Origin of the sequence: Mycobacterium sp., from assembly GCF_032159775.1 — a bacterium.
In the GTDB taxonomy this organism is placed as follows: domain Bacteria; phylum Actinomycetota; class Actinomycetes; order Mycobacteriales; family Mycobacteriaceae; genus Mycobacterium.
The window spans coordinates 1-13665 of sequence record NZ_JAVHWK010000111.1; the positions used below are offsets into that span (position 1 = coordinate 1).

Sequence of the window (13665 nt, forward strand, 5' to 3'; positions counted from 1 at the left end):
CCGCAAGGGCGAGCGCGTGGTGCAGGTTGGTGCCCTGCTCGTAGACGCCCTCCAGACCGGTCAATTCTGCGGGCGAGACTGTCCGCGCGTATCGGCCGAAGGCGATGATCTGCAACGCATCCGAGCGGAACCGGGTGCTCACCAAATGGCTAAGCGCCAGCGCCGTGCGCTTCATCGGCAACCAGCGGTTCTCCATCACCATCGAGAACGAGGTGTCCACCAGCAGGGCCACCGCCGCCTGCGCACGCGTCTCGGTCTCCGACACCTCGACGTCCTCGACGGTGATCCGCAGCGGCGGCACGGCCGCACCCGTGCCCGCTTGCCGCAGAACGGTATTGGTCAATGTGCGGGTGACGTTCCACGGTTCGGTGTCGCCGAACTGCCACGCCCGCGTCGCGCCCGTCAGCTCGCCCGCTGCGCCCGCCCTGCGCGTCTCACGCTCGCCGCCCCGTCCCGAAAGCTGCTGCGCCACATCACGCAGCGCTGTCTGCCCGAGCTGGCGCATGGCCTTCGGCGACAGCCGCCACTGCCCGTCGGATCCCCGGTCCAGGAAGCCCTGGTTGACCAGCGCCTTCTCCAGCTCGGACAGTGTCTGCGCATCGACAGCAGCTTCCGGGCCGAGCTGGCGGGCCAACGCCTCGAGGTCCACGTCGTCCATCGTCGCGCCGGCATAGCTCTGCGACAGCGCCTCGGCCAGCTGTTCCAGCTCGGCGATGTCCGACATTGCCTGCGCGCCCTCGCCCATGCCGAGCGGATTGTCGCCCGAGAAGCGCGACGAGCCGTTCCAGTCCTCACCCGGCCTGGCCGCCTGCAGATGCCCGTCGAGCCGGTTGAGCGCATTCATCAACGACGGCGAACCGAATGCCTGCTGCGCCAACGCATCCAGCTCGGCGCGCTGGTCGGGCGACAGGCTGTTGCGGAACCGCTGTGCCGCCGCCGCACGCTGAGCCAGCGAGTCGAGCAGCTCATCGACATTCTGCGGGTTCTCCGGGAAGAACTCGCCGTGCTTCTTCATGAAGTCGTCGAAGTCCTGCTGGCTGTCTTCGCCACGGGCATGCTTGTCCAACAGGTCATTCAGATCGTCGAGCATGTCGTTGACGCGCTGACGATCCTCGTCGGTGGCGTTCTCCAGCGACTGCTTCATGCCTGCGAATCGCTGGTCGAGCATCTCGCGGCCGAGCAGGTCCTTGATCTGGTCGTACTTCTCGCGGGCCTCTTCGCTGCGCCACTCGTAGTCGGACAACTCCTGCACGGCCTTGGCCGGCGACGGCGGCAGCGACTCGATCCGCATCTCCTGGAAACGGGCGTCGTCGTCCAGCGCGCGCGCTAGTTCCTTGCGCTCGGCCAGCACCGCCTCGTCGAGCAGCTTCTTGATTTCCTGCAGGGTGCCGTCAAGGTTGTTGCGCTGCAACAGCTCCCGGCGACGACGGTTGGCCTCGGCGGCCAGCTTGTCGGCACCGCGCATGTTCTGGGTGCCGCGCCGCAACAGTTCCTGCATCGCGCGACGCGGCGACGAGCCCTCCATCACGTCCTGCCCGATCGCCTCGAGGGCTTCGCGCAGGTCGACCGGCGGCGCCAGCGGATCAGGGCCGCCGGTATAGCCGGAGTAACGGGACGATCGCCCACCCCGTCGATGCAGGCCCCTAGCCATAGACGGTTTCGCCCTCTCCGGACACCTTGTCGATCCGTTTCGCGAGATACAAAGCCTCCAGCGCCAATTCGACGGCAGCGGCGCGCTCGCCGTCGGATGTCGCGCCGAGCTTCTTCTGCACCTGGGCTATCGCGGGCACCTCCGGCACCGCGGCCAGCACGTCGCGGGCCGACACCCGCTCGCCCGTCGTCACCGCCGTGCCGCCTTCGATCGCCACTACCAGCGGACCGACGTCGATGCCGCCCAGCAGCCGCTGCGCGGTGTCGGCCGTCGCACGCCGCAGCAGATGCTCGAGCACCGCCTGCTCGCGGCCTTCCTCGCCGGACTCGAACTCCAGCTTGCCGCGCAGCACGTCGATCACCGTGCCGAGATCGACCACGCGCGCCACCGGATCCTGCTCGCCGAGAATCGCCGAACGGTGCCGTGCCGCCGCCGCGACCGTCTCCGCAGCCGCGATCGCGAAGCGCGCCGACACACCCGAGCGCTGGTCGATCGAGCTCGACTCACGCAGCAGCCGGGCGAAGCGGGCCAGGATCTGCAGCAGGTACTCCGGCACCTCCGCGGCCAGATTCGCCTCCTGCGTGATCACGCCGACCTCGGCCGCCAGCGCCAGCGGGTAGTGCGTGCGGATCTCGGCGCCGAACCGGTCCTTCAGCGGGGTGATGATGCGCCCGCGGTTCGTGTAGTCCTCCGGGTTCGCGCTCGCGACGACTACCACGTCGAGCGGCAGCCGCAGCGTGTAGCCGCGCACCTGGATGTCGCGCTCCTCCATCACGTTCAGCATCGACACCTGGATGCGCTCGGCGAGGTCTGGCAGCTCGTTGATTGCGAAGATGCCGCGGTGCGCCCGCGGGATCAACCCGTAGGCGATGGTCTCCGGGTCACCCAAACTGCGGCCCTCGGCCACCTTGATCGGGTCGATGTCGCCGACCAGGTCGGCCACGCTGGTGTCCGGGGTGGCCAGCTTCTCGAAATAGCGCTCGCCGCGATGCCGCCATTCGATGGGCAGGTCATCGCCCGACTCGGCCGCCCGCCGGATCGACTCCGGCGTGATCGGCGTGTACGGGTGCTCGCTGAGCTCGGAGCCCGCGATCACCGGCGTCCACTCGTCCAGCAGACCGGACAGCGAGCGCAGCAGTCGCGTCTTGCCCTGGCCGCGCTCGCCGAGCAGCACGACGTCGTGGCCGGCGATCAGGGCCCGCTCAAGCTGTGGAAGGACGGTGTCCTCGAAGCCCAGGATGCCGGGCCACGGGTCGCGACCCTCGGCCAGCGCGGCCAGCAGGTTCTCGCGGATCTCGTCCTTCACACCCCGCTCGCGATGGCCGGAGGCACGCAGCTCGCCGACGGTCCGGGGCAGATTATTAGATGGGGTCACTACTCCACGCTACGACTGCTCGGGATCTGCGGCAGCGGCTACGCCTTACGCGAACATGACGGCGCCCCGCGGCAGTGTCCGCTGTCACTCCGGGTCATGCTCCTTCGGCGGCGCGGGGGAACGCGTGATCGGTGCGTTCAACCGCTCGAGTTCGGTGTGCGCAAAGGCGGCGATATCCTCCATCACCTCCCGGCGCACAGCGGCACGCGCCGCGACGTCGCGGAGCCCGGTTGCGCAGCGATATGTGACCAGCTTGTCGAGAACAGGGTTCAGTTCGTCGCCTGGCGGGATGGCGACGACACGGCTGCCTACGCCGACGAAACCGCCGCCGTCGACCCACGGGAGCGTCAGATTCCCGCCGACCTTGAGCTCGTCGTGAATCTCCCGGCCCGGCTTGTACTCGAAGGTGACTGTCGCGATTCGGTCCGCCGTGTCGATGTCGTCCACGGTGAATTGAACGTATTCAAGGTCCGGCAGCGGCCTCCACTGCGTGCCCTTCATGTATTCGTCCTGACCGAGAGAGGGCCCGGCCTCCAGATAAGAGTGGTTCTCCTCGAAGGTGTGCACGAGCAGTCCAGGCTCCTGACCGGCCGCATCCCAGCCGTGCAGGTCCCGGAATTCGATGATGAACCCGTCGTCGACTTCGATTGCCAGATATCCGGGAAGTTCGCGGGCGTGCAACGGCCGAAGCTGCACGGTTCGCTTCGCGAACGGCGGGGTCGATCGCAACGAGAGCACGCGGGATCGGTCCAACCAGCCGAGCCTCTGCATGTTGGCGGCATTCAGGCCAGGTCCCCAGCTGCCGTACGGGCCGCCCTGGATGTAGTAGCACGTGCCGGCCGACATGGTGTCCCACAGGTCCCGGTAGTCCTGGTCGGGAAACAAGCGTTCCCGCGAGTGGTCGAGCCCGTAGACATGGAGCATCTCCTGCGCCACCACAAACGGCTGGCAGCTGAGCTCATCGCACACCGCACCCCAACCGCCAAGCTCCCCGAACAGATCTGTCGGGGCATTCATGACAATGACCGCGCCGAAGAACTTTGTCACGTCGATCCCGGCGGCGGCAGCCGTCGCGCGTGCCGAGGTCACCAGGCCGGTGCGGTTGATCTGCCCCTTTGGCGCCGTGACGACATTGCCCGCGTAGTCAGAAACGCTTGTACGGCAACGTGATCCAGTCGAAGACCTCGGATCCGCTGACATCCACGCGGCCGTGTGACATCAGATCGAAGAACTCGATGATGTTGCGCGTGCCCGCGCCTGCGGTGGTGAACATGTCGTTCAGGTAGGTACCCGACAGTGGTTCGTTGTCGGTGCCATTCCACTTGCACCTCAGAATCGCCCACGGTGTCTGCTGTGCCATGGCTGCCCCCCGACGAACTGAATTCATCCATGCTGGCTCTGCAGCGCGGATTTCGCAGGGAAATTCAGCGGTCGGACGGCGGGAGCATCTGGAAGCCGGTCAGGATCGTCTCGGCGTCGCGCTGATACGCCGGGTTGCCCGGGTCGGTGCTCTGCACCGTCATCGTCATCGCATACGTGTCGTTCTCGGTGTGCATCACCGCGGTGAGCATGCTCTCCGGATGCGGGGGCAGCATGCCCATCTGCGGGGCGTTGTAGACGACGGTCTCGGCGGGCAGCTCACACAGAGTGGCCTGGCGCACGATCATGTCGGTGGCGCCGATGCCGGACTTCAGCGCGTCCTGTTGCGCATCGAACACCGCGCGCGGCTCGGAGTTACCCGGATGGCTCTCCAGCGTGACGACCGCCGTCGGCGCGAAGCCGTCCTTGGCCATGGCCCCGTTGCGCATCGAGAACCGGACGAGTTCGGAGTCCATCAGCGTCACCCGCTCCCAGCCTTCCGGCTGCGGAATCTTCATCACGGGCTCTTCGTCGGTGTGATCGGGGATCGAGGTCATCGGCGCGTCGACCTTCGTGCAGTCCGACGCGGATGCCGGCGCCTTGCCCATGTCGGGTGCGGCGACCACGCGGGCGTCGTCGACCACGCGGGTGCAGGCGCCGGCCAACATGATCGCGGTGACCCCGAAGACCACCGTCGCCGCACGTGCCGCGATCGCCATGGCGGCAACTTATCAGTGGGCGAAGTGGCGCGCCCCGGTCACGTAGAGCGTCACACCGGCCTTGGCCGCCGCCTCGGTGACCAGCTCGTCGCGCATCGAGCCGCCGGGATGCACGATGGCCTTGACCCCGGCGGTGGTCAGCGTCTCCAGACCGTCGGGAAAAGGGAAGAACGCGTCGGACGCGCCCACCGCGCCGCGTACCCGGTCGCCGCCGCGTTCCACCGCCAGCCGGGCGGCGTCGACGCGGTTCACCTGACCCATGCCGACACCGACGGTGGCCCCGTTGGCGGCGACGACGATTGCGTTCGACTTCACCGCGCGGCAGGACCGCCACGCGAAGACCAGGTCGGCGAGCGTGGCCGGATCAGCGGGCTCACCCGTCGCCAGGGTCCACTTCGCCGGGTCGTCGCCCGGCGCGTCGAGCGCATCGCGCTGCTGCAACAGCAGGCCACCGCTGATCGGCCGCATGTCGATGGCGCCGACCAACGGCTCCGAAGCCACCAGCACGCGGATGTTCTTCTTGCGCGCAAGCACTTCCACCGCGCCGTCCTCGTAGGCCGGCGCGATGATCACCTCGGTGAAGATGTCGGCGACCGTCTCGGCCATCTCCACGCTGACGGCGGTGTTGGTCGCGATGACGCCGCCGAACGCGCTCAGCGGATCGCACTCGTGGGCCTTGCGGTGCGCGTCGGCGACCGACTCCGACGAGATCGCTATGCCGCACGGGTTCGCGTGCTTGATGATCGCCACACAGATCTGCTCGTGGTCGAAGGCGGCCCGCCACGCGGCGTCTGCGTCGGTGAAGTTGTTGTAGGACATCTCTTTTCCGTGCAGCTGCTCGGCCTGTGCCAAGCCCGGCCACGCGGCGTCGTCGCTGTAGAGGGCCGCCTGCTGATGCGGGTTCTCCCCGTAGCGCAGCACACCGGTGCGGCGCCACGTTCCGCCGTACCAGGCGGGCAGCTTCTGCGCGGGCTCCTCGGGAGCCAGCACCTCCCCCATCCAGCTGGCGACGGCGACGTCGTATTCAGCGGTATGGCGGAATGCCAAGGACGCCAGTATCTTCCGCTCCGCGAGCGTGAAACCGCCGGCACGGACCGCCGCCAACACCCCGTCGTAGCCGAGCGGATCCACCACCACGGCCACACTGGGGTGGTTCTTCGCGGACGCCCGCACCATCGACGGGCCGCCGATGTCGATCTGCTCGACGCACTCGTCGACGTCGGCACCCGAGGCGACCGTCTCGGTGAACGGGTACAGGTTCGCCACAACGAGGTCGAACGCCTCGATGCCGAGCTCCTCGAGCGCGGAGGCGTGCTCGGGTTTCCGAAGGTCGGCAAGCAGCCCCGCGTGCACGCGCGGATGCAGCGTCTTGACCCGGCCGTCGAGCACCTCGGGGAACCCGGTGAGCTCCTCCACCGGCGTCACCGGAACACCAGCGCCGGCAATGGTTTTGGCGGTCGACCCGGTCGAGACGATGGCGACGCCCGCGTCGTGAAGGCCCTTGGCCAGTTCGGGAAGGCCGGTCTTGTCGTAGACGCTGATCAACGCCCGTCGAATCGGCTTGCGCCCGCCACTGGTGGCGCTGGGCGCCACCATCCCGCCGCTGTCCGTCATCCGATTTTCGCCTTTCTCCCAGTCCACGTCACTCCGCCCGTTGCCAGCGCGGCCAGGACATCCACCAACAGTCTGCGTTCGACGACCTTGATCCGCTCATGCAGGGTGGCCTCGTCGTCGTCGTCGAGCACCTCGACGGCTTGCTGGGCCAGCAGCGGCCCGGTATCGGTGCCCGCGTCCACCAGGTGCACGCTGCAGCCGGTCACCTTGACGCCGTACGCCAGCGCGTCGGGCACGGCGTGTGCGCCGGGGAACGCAGGCAACAGCGCGGGATGCGTGTTGAGAATCCGGCCCATGAAGCGCGAAAGGAACTGAGGCCCAAGGATTTTCATGAAGCCAGCCGACACGATCAGGTCGGGACCGTGCTCGGCCGTCGCGTCGGTGATCGCAGTGTCCCACGCCTCGCGGTCGGGGTAGTCGCCCAGCCGCACCCGGTAACTCGGCAGCGACGCGGCCGAGGCCACCTCGACGGCGCGGCAGTCACGGTCCACACCGACGGCGACGATGCGGGCCGGGTAGTCGCCGACAGCGGACTCGAGCAGGGATTCCAGCAGCGAACCGGTGCCGGAGGCCAGCACCACCACCCGCGCCGGTGCGCTCGGCGGCACACGGAGGGGTTGCTGCACGCGACGAGCCTAATCGTCGGCCGGGCGGCCCTTGTCGCCAGTGCGGCCCTGCGTGGCGTCGTCGTCGTCGATGTACTCCAGGTCCTCCGGATCGGGCAGGTGATCGTCGAATCCGGGAGGCAGGGTGCGGATCACCGGCGTCGGCTCGAAGTCGACGGGGTCCTCGTCGACCAGCTCGTCCGCCAGCGGCTCGAAGGCGGGTTCCAGGTCGGATTCAGCGTCCGGTTCGGCGTCGAAGGCCGGCTCGAACTCGGCTTCTTGCTCCGGTTCTGATTCTGGGTACGGTTCGGGCTCGTCATCCGGCTCGACGTCCTCGACCGGCACCGGACGGGGCGTGGCGGTTCTCGGGGCGCGGACGATGCCGCCCGCCATCGCGATGGTCAGCCCTCCGATCGCCACGAACCACAGGAACACCGCGGGCCCGAACGTGGCCTGGTCCACCCCCACGTGGCCGAAGTTGCCCAGCTCGCCGCCGCCCGCGTACCCCAGCAGCGCCATCGTCACCGCCGCGAGTGCGGACGCGATGATGAGCTTGCCCAGCGCGGGCAACAGCGGCAGCGGCCGTCGTCCGCACTGCTGGCCGACCACCACGGCCGACGCGGCCCCGACGATCAGCAGCGCCACCCAGATCGGGCCGAGCGGCGGCGTCGGCACCGCCGCGAGCACCGGAAGCGCGGGTATGTCGCCGCCGAACACGGTGAACGAACTGAACGTCGCCAATCCGACGTGCGCGCTGGACCCCACCGCGACGGCGGACGTGCCGACGATGACGTTGGGCGCATAGAGCGCCGACAACAGCGAAAGGCTCAGCTGGCCGAAGACCGAGTCGGTGATCGCGAACAGCTCATGCATCGTCGACCAGTGCACCACCAGCGACAGCGACGTAACCAGGCCGGACAACCCGAACAGCGCCAACACCCCGGCCCTCGCGGGCCGTCCCGCGTCGGCCACCCACCTCGGCAGCCCGGCCAGGGTCACCAGGCGCCTGCCCGCGCGGGAGCTGACACCGATCGCGGCGCCGATCGCGTGTACGGCCAGCACCCCTGAGAACGCCCGCAGCGCATTGGGCGTCTGAAGCTGGGTCAGCACCGACGAGGCGTCGTGGATGACGGCCAGCGAGATGGCGGCGATCAGCAACGGTCCGCCCAGCGCGGACGCGACGATCCACCGGATGACGAACCAGGACCCCTGCGGCGGGGTGGCGGCGGCGGTGCTGCGCGCGGTGCCCCACACCATCGCCAGCACCGGCAGCAGCGGCATCACGCCCAGCTCACGGCCACCGATCGACACCGGTACCTGGTGCACGCCCAGCCACATGCTGGCGATCGCGCCCGACGCGCCGGTCATGTCGCTGTTGGCGATGAGCAGCTGCAGCAGCACCACTGCAGCGATGATGACCAGCGCCACCGCCGAGGGGCCGAAGGCAACACGGAACAGGTCGCGAGCCTGGCGACTGCCGACCGACCTGTTCTCCACCACTAGCGGTATAGCAGTTCTTTGCTCGCGAGCGCGGGATTCACGCTCGCGCGGCCGGAGATTATGACGGCGAGTTGTCGGACTGACTCGACGAAGGCGACGAGGACGACGACTGCGGCTGCCCGGGGCTCTGGCCGGCCGGCGCGGACTGCGTCGCCTGCGGCTGGCCGTACGTCGGGAAACCGGTCGGCGGGGTCGGCGGGCCGCTCTGCTGACCGATACCGGCATAGCCACCGCCGGATGGCTGGCCGCCCGAGTAGCCGCCGCCGTACTGACCCGGGTATGGCGGACGCTGCTGCTGTCCACCCTGGAGCGGCGCGTGCTGGCCGTAGTACTGGTTCGGGCCGCCGTACTGGCCGTACTGCGGCTGGTCGTACTTCGGCTGCTTGGGCTTGGGCACCGGCGCCTTGATGATGCCCGAGTCGAGCAGCAGGGCGCCGATACCGAGCGCGGCCTGGACCAATGTCAGGAAAATCACCACATACAGCGCCCAGCCCAGGCTGACGCCGTCCGGCGTCTGGATGACCTCGGCGATCACGAGCAGGAACGCCAGCACGGCGACTGCCGCAATGATGCCGACCGGCGCCTTCTGGTTGGGCAGCAGGCTGGCCGCCGCGATCAGCGCCGAGAGCAGCGCAGCGACGACGGCGAGGCCGAGTCCGAGCGACGTGCCGGTGGCGCTGCCCAGCTGCGGGAAGTCGGTGCTCTCGATCTTGAACTGGGGACCGAAGCTGAACAGGTACACCAGCAGACCGAGTACGCCGATGGCGGCGAGGAGGATGAACGGCAGCTTGCTCGGCCCGGCGGCGGTCGCGGCGGGGCTCTGCGCCGAGGGCTGCTCGGGCTTGCCGAACTGCTGGGTCGGGGCGCTGAACTGAGTTGTCGGCTGCTGACCGGGCGGATATCCGGAGCTGCTGGGCGGGTAGGTCATGACCTCTCCTGCTTTTGTTCGAGCGCCGCTGCGCGCGGCACTGCGTGGGAACGCCGATCACGATTCGTGAATGCGGACACCTATGTGCGTTTCCACACCACGCTAGCGCACCGAGCTTTATGCAGAGACAAGCACAGGAGCGTCGGCCCCCTTCTCCTCTGCGTTCTCGATTTCGCGGACGAGCGGAAGCACCCGCGATCCGAAGTACTCGATCTCCTCCTGAAAGTGCAGAAAGCCACCGAGGATCAGGTCGATGCCCCGTTTGCGATACGCCGCAATACGTTCCGCGATCTGCTCGGGCGTGCCGATCAGTTGTGTGCGGAACCCGTCGTTGTACTGCACCAAGTCCTCGAACGTCGAATCGGCCCACATTCCGCGTTTGTCGGCGGTCGAGTTGCCAGCTTGTTGTACGGCGCCTTTGAACCCCTCCACAGCAGGCCGGTTGGCCTTGTCGACGATTTCGCGGAGAGTGTCACGTGCTTCGGCCTCGGTGTCGCGGGCGATGATGAAGCCGTTCAGCCCGAACTTCACCTCGCGGCCTGCCTCGCGCGCGTGGTCACGCACGTCGACGATCTGCTCGGTCACCCCATCGAAGTCCTTGCCGTTAGAGAAGTACCAGTCGGAGTAGAGGCCGCCGTTGCGCCGCGCCGCCGTCGAGTTGCCGCCCTGGAATATCTCGGGGTTGGGGCGCTGCAGGGTGTTGAGCGGCTTGGGCTTCAGGGTGAAGTCGTGGATGCGGTAGAAGTCGCCCCGGAAATCGACGTCGTCCTCGGTCCAGATCTTGCGCAGAACCTGCAGGAACTCGGCGCTGCGGCGGTATCGCTCGTCGTGCTCGAGCCACGGCTCGCCGAGGTGGGTGAACTCGTCCTTGAACCAGCCCGAGACGACGTTGACGGCGAACCGCCCGTTGCTCAGCTGGTCGGCGGTGGCGCCCAGCTTGGCCAGCACGGCGGGCTGCCAGAGGCCTGGATGAACGGCGGCGATCACCTTGAGCCGCTGAGTTGCCAGCAGAAGCGCCAGGCTGAAGCTCGTCGACTCGTGCTGGTATTCGGCGCCGTAGCTGGCCTCGTAGCGCACCTGGGACAGCGCGTAGTCGAAGCCGTTGTTCTCCGCGGTCTGGGCGAGCTTGACGTTGTAGTCGTAACCCCAGTCGGTCCGCTGCTCGATGTCGCTGGTGACCAGCCCACCGCTGACGTTGGGTACCCAGTACGCGAATTGGACGTGGTCGGCGATCCGTTCGGTCGTCATGGTCTGTCATGACAACAGCGCGGTGGGCATACGTCGTGGGTAACGCTCTGCCTGACGGAAAGTCAGACCTCGACGATCGGCGTGGCGGGGATTCCGTTGAAGCGCGACGACGTGACCGACGTGTAGGCACCCATCATCGGGCTGACCACCACGTCGCCGACGTTCAGCGTCGGCATCGGGTAGTCGCACGCGATCACGTCTGCGCTGTCACAGGTGGGGCCCGCCAGCACGACAGGCTCGCTGTCGATGGGGCCGTCGAGGACCTCTCGCAGCGAGAGGATCGGCGGGTGCACGTCCTCGGTCATCACATTGGAGTAGCTGCCGTAAATCCCGTCGTCGAGATAGTGCCAATTGCGGCCGTCGCGCACGGCACTGCCCACCACACCGGTCAGCAACGTCATGGCGTCGGCGGCAAGGATCCGACCGGGCTCGGCCAACAATGTGAACTCGTCGCGCCGGTCACCGAGCGTCTGGTCGACGACGTCTGCGATCATGTCGATCGGCGGCATCGCCTCGCGATAGCTCACCGGAAAGCCGCCGCCAATATCGATGATTTCGGTTGCGACGCCCAGTGTTTCGGTGATGTGGGTGACAAGCTCCAGCGTGCCGCGCAGCGCAGTGCCGTACGCCTGCGGGTTTGACCCCTGGCTTCCGACGTGAAAGCTGAAGCCCGCGAATCGAACCCCGGTAGCCAATACATGCTTGACGACCAGTTCGGCGTCGGCGAGGTCTACACCGAACTTGACGGACAGATCCGATTTCGCCGACGGGTTCGGGAACGCGAGCCGCACAAGGATGTTGATGTCGGCGGGCAGCCCCGCGAACTTCTGGGCTTCGATCGGATTGTCGACGACGAAGGTGCGAACACCGGCCATGTAGGCGTGGTCGATGTCGGTGAGCTTCTTTACCGGGTTGGTGTTGATGCACCGGTCGATGGGAAGGCCAAGCGAGCCAAGGAGTTCGATCTCCGCCCTCGTCGCGACGTCGAAGCCGCAGCCGCTGGCGGCGACCGCCCGCAGCACCGCCGGATGGGGTGACGTCTTCACCGCGTAGTGCAGCCCGAACCCACGCAGCTGCGACTTCAGCAGTCGGCACTGCTCGACGACTCGGTAGGGATCGAGCACAAGAAGGGGTGTGCCGTGCTGCGCGATGAGCGCGCGCCAGCTCTCGGTCTCGGACCTCGCTCGCAGCGTGTCACGCCATTGCGACCGCAGGGACGGATTCACCGCTGACCTCCTCGGTTGTTGTGCGGCGCCCCGCCAGCAGACCGTTGAAGCGCTCGTAGCTGACGATGGCGAGGGCGTAGAACCCGATGTCGGAGAGGAGCTTTCCGAAGATCCAGCCCGCCGCCACATTGCCGAAGATCATCGGCCCGAAGTAATAGGCCAGCGGCCGGATCGCGATGCTGTCGATCAGCTCGGCGGGGCCGAACTCGATGGCGACGCTGCGGAACGCGAACAGGTTGGCGACGACCAGCCGCGTCGCCGTCGGCCGGCCGTTGTACTCCCGGTACGCCCAGCGAACAGCGCTCGTGTAGGCGGCGGCGTAGTAGCCGGCCGATGCGCCGACGGTCGCGATGATCGCGGCGGCGGCCACCGAACCGGTGAGCCAGTATGCGACAGCGGCGCCGCCGAGCTCGCCGACCGTGCCCGCGATCTCACACGGCAGGTAGCGACGGACCCATTCCATGAGTTTGTGTCGGGCGGTGCTCCTGGCCTGCATGCCTTGAAGTGTTCGGCCTGGCGGCAGACCCGTCGCGAGTAAGGCACTACTCCATTCTGTGGCGGGCCGCTACGCCAAAACTATGAGCACGTGCACTGCGCCCACTGCGAGAACAAGCAGTGCGGCCAGCAAGAGCAGCCGCGTGACGAGGCGCAGGCGTGGGTCGGCCTCGGGTATCGCACGCACCGAAAGCCGCCCCGAGCGGTCGAAGTCGATGACCAGCCGATGCCACGGCTCACCGATTTCGGCTGCGCGCCGCTGATGCGAAGCGATGTCCCCCAAGGCCTCCGGCGAGATGTTCAATCGAACCGCTTCGTTCGCCGACTCGGTGTGGACGGTGGCGAACGCCTTCACCGGGGTGAATACCGCGCGCAGGCTGACCCAATCGGACGGCGCACCTGCAGCCATCGCAGCTACCGCCGATTCGACGGCCTTGTCCTGTTCGTTGGGCATTTCAATACACCTTCGCACACTTTCGACCGTGCGATCGCGGCCGAAATGCGCCGCTTCGACACCCCGCCCTTGCCCGCCAGACTGGAACACGTTCTAATTCTGGGTATGGACTACGGGCTTGTTCTGTTCACCAGCGATCGTGGAATCAACCCGGCGGCGGCGGCCAAACTGGCCGACGAACACGGGTTCACGACGTTCTACGTGCCCGAACACACCCATATCCCGATCAAGCGGGAGGCCGCCCACCCCACCACCGGCGACGAGTCGCTGCCCGACGACCGCTATATGCGCACGCTTGACCCGTGGGTGTCGCTGGGCGCGGCATGCGCGGTGACGTCGCGGGTGCGGCTGTCGACGGCCGTCGCACTGCCCGTCGAGCACGACCCGATCACGCTGGCCAAGTCGATCGCCACCCTCGACCACCTCTCCGGTGGCCGAGTCAGCCTCGGCGTCGGATTCGGTTGGAACACCGACGAACTCGCTGACCACAA

The 13665-nt window shown here is 67.5% G+C and carries 15 protein-coding genes; 2 read left to right on the top strand and 13 right to left on the bottom strand.

What is annotated here, in order from left to right; translation table 11 throughout:
• From QOJ24_RS13195 to QOJ24_RS13205, 3 genes are all read right to left on the bottom strand, one after another.
• Positions 1–1651, bottom strand: a 1651-nt coding sequence (locus QOJ24_RS13195; protein WP_526261827.1) for a vWA domain-containing protein, incomplete at its 3' end; no start/stop codon positions are given.
• Entirely contained in the window at positions 1644–3026 is a 1383-nt protein-coding gene (locus QOJ24_RS13200) for a sigma 54-interacting transcriptional regulator (RefSeq protein ID WP_526261828.1), read from the bottom strand. The genes QOJ24_RS13200 and QOJ24_RS13195, both read right to left, overlap by 8 nt.
• Positions 3027–3110: 84 nt before the next feature.
• On the bottom strand, positions 3111–4043 hold the full coding sequence (locus QOJ24_RS13205) for a hypothetical protein (protein WP_526261830.1): 933 nt from the start codon (positions 4041–4043) through the stop codon (positions 3111–3113).
• Here QOJ24_RS13205 and QOJ24_RS13210 point away from each other — a divergent pair.
• Positions 4042–4170 (top strand): hypothetical protein, encoded by a 129-nt coding sequence (locus QOJ24_RS13210; protein WP_526261832.1) that lies wholly within the window; start codon positions 4042–4044, stop codon positions 4168–4170. The genes QOJ24_RS13205 and QOJ24_RS13210 overlap by 2 nt on opposite strands.
• On the opposite strand, the gene QOJ24_RS13215 is transcribed toward QOJ24_RS13210, so the two are convergent.
• The 10 genes from QOJ24_RS13215 to QOJ24_RS13260 form a co-directional block, all read right to left on the bottom strand.
• Positions 4171–4386 carry a hypothetical protein gene (locus QOJ24_RS13215; RefSeq protein WP_526261833.1) on the bottom strand — a complete coding sequence of 72 codons (216 nt, stop codon included), beginning with the start codon at positions 4384–4386 and terminating at the stop codon, positions 4171–4173.
• Positions 4387–4450: 64 nt separating this feature from the next.
• Positions 4451–5104 (bottom strand): LpqN/LpqT family lipoprotein, encoded by a 654-nt coding sequence (locus QOJ24_RS13220; protein WP_526261835.1) that lies wholly within the window; start codon positions 5102–5104, stop codon positions 4451–4453.
• 12 nt (positions 5105–5116) lie between these two features.
• On the bottom strand, positions 5117–6700 hold the full coding sequence (purH, locus tag QOJ24_RS13225) for a bifunctional phosphoribosylaminoimidazolecarboxamide formyltransferase/IMP cyclohydrolase (RefSeq protein WP_526261852.1): 1584 nt from the start codon (positions 6698–6700) through the stop codon (positions 5117–5119).
• Positions 6701–6714: 14 nt separating this feature from the next.
• On the bottom strand, positions 6715–7344 hold the full coding sequence (purN, locus tag QOJ24_RS13230; protein WP_526261837.1) for a phosphoribosylglycinamide formyltransferase: 630 nt from the start codon (positions 7342–7344) through the stop codon (positions 6715–6717).
• Between the two features lie 9 nt (positions 7345–7353).
• A complete protein-coding gene (locus QOJ24_RS13235; RefSeq protein WP_526261839.1) occupies positions 7354–8820 on the bottom strand; it encodes a cell division protein PerM in 1467 nt (488 codons plus the stop codon).
• Between the two features lie 61 nt (positions 8821–8881).
• Positions 8882–9751, bottom strand: coding sequence for a DUF5336 domain-containing protein (locus QOJ24_RS13240; RefSeq protein WP_526261841.1), 870 nt, complete (start codon positions 9749–9751; stop codon positions 8882–8884).
• 117 nt (positions 9752–9868) lie between these two features.
• Positions 9869–10999, bottom strand: a complete 1131-nt coding sequence (gene sfnG, locus QOJ24_RS13245) for a dimethylsulfone monooxygenase SfnG (RefSeq protein ID WP_526261843.1) — start codon at positions 10997–10999, stop codon at positions 9869–9871.
• A gap of 62 nt (positions 11000–11061) precedes the next feature.
• On the bottom strand, positions 11062–12225 hold the full coding sequence (locus tag QOJ24_RS13250) for a type III PLP-dependent enzyme (protein WP_526261845.1): 1164 nt from the start codon (positions 12223–12225) through the stop codon (positions 11062–11064).
• Positions 12194–12721, bottom strand: coding sequence for a hypothetical protein (locus tag QOJ24_RS13255; protein WP_526261847.1), 528 nt, complete (start codon positions 12719–12721; stop codon positions 12194–12196). Before QOJ24_RS13255 ends, QOJ24_RS13250 begins: the two co-directional genes overlap by 32 nt.
• Before the next feature lie 69 nt (positions 12722–12790).
• The gene (locus QOJ24_RS13260; RefSeq protein WP_526261848.1) at positions 12791–13174 is read right to left on the bottom strand and encodes a hypothetical protein; all 384 of its coding nucleotides are present in this window, start codon (positions 13172–13174) and stop codon (positions 12791–12793) included.
• A gap of 105 nt (positions 13175–13279) precedes the next feature.
• Between QOJ24_RS13260 and QOJ24_RS13265 the strand changes: the two genes are divergently transcribed.
• Positions 13280–13665 (top strand): LLM class flavin-dependent oxidoreductase (locus tag QOJ24_RS13265; protein WP_526261850.1); only part of this gene is annotated, 386 nt, incomplete at its 3' end.